This is a genomic window from Xanthomonas sp. CFBP 7698, assembly GCF_003600855.1.
GTDB classification, from domain to species: domain Bacteria; phylum Pseudomonadota; class Gammaproteobacteria; order Xanthomonadales; family Xanthomonadaceae; genus Xanthomonas; species Xanthomonas cannabis.
The window spans coordinates 1-373 of record NZ_PRDN01000023.1 but is presented as its reverse complement, the minus strand read 5'-3'; the positions used below and the strand labels follow the sequence as shown (position 1 = coordinate 373).

Genomic DNA, 373 nt, shown 5'->3' with positions numbered 1-373 from the left:
ACGGCCCATCGGGCCATCTCCCGGCGTTGAGATGGCCTCACCATTTTTTTGCCATCGCCTCCTTCAGCAGGTCGGCGCTGAGCTGGGCATCGGCGTACATCTTCTTCAGGCGCCGGTTCTCGTCCTGCAGCTCCCTGAGCTGGGACATCAGCGATGCGTCCATGCCGCCGAACTTGCTGCGCCACTTGTAGAACGTCGCCGAGCTGATGCCGTGTTCCCGGCACAACTCCGGCACGGGCGTGCCGGCCTCGGCCTGCTTGAGGACGGCAATGATCTGGCTGTCGGTGAAGCGGGATGTCTTCATGGAACCTCCTCGGAAAAGGGTACGAGAAAATTCCACTTCTGGCGTCAGCTAACCTGTGGGGGGATTACC

1 pseudogene is annotated in these 373 nt (G+C 61.4%); it reads right to left on the bottom strand.

The window, feature by feature from the left end:
* Positions 1-304 (bottom strand): annotated as a pseudogene (locus tag XnspCFBP7698_RS21210) (transposase); the annotation flags it as partial.
* Positions 305-373 lie beyond the last annotated feature (69 nt).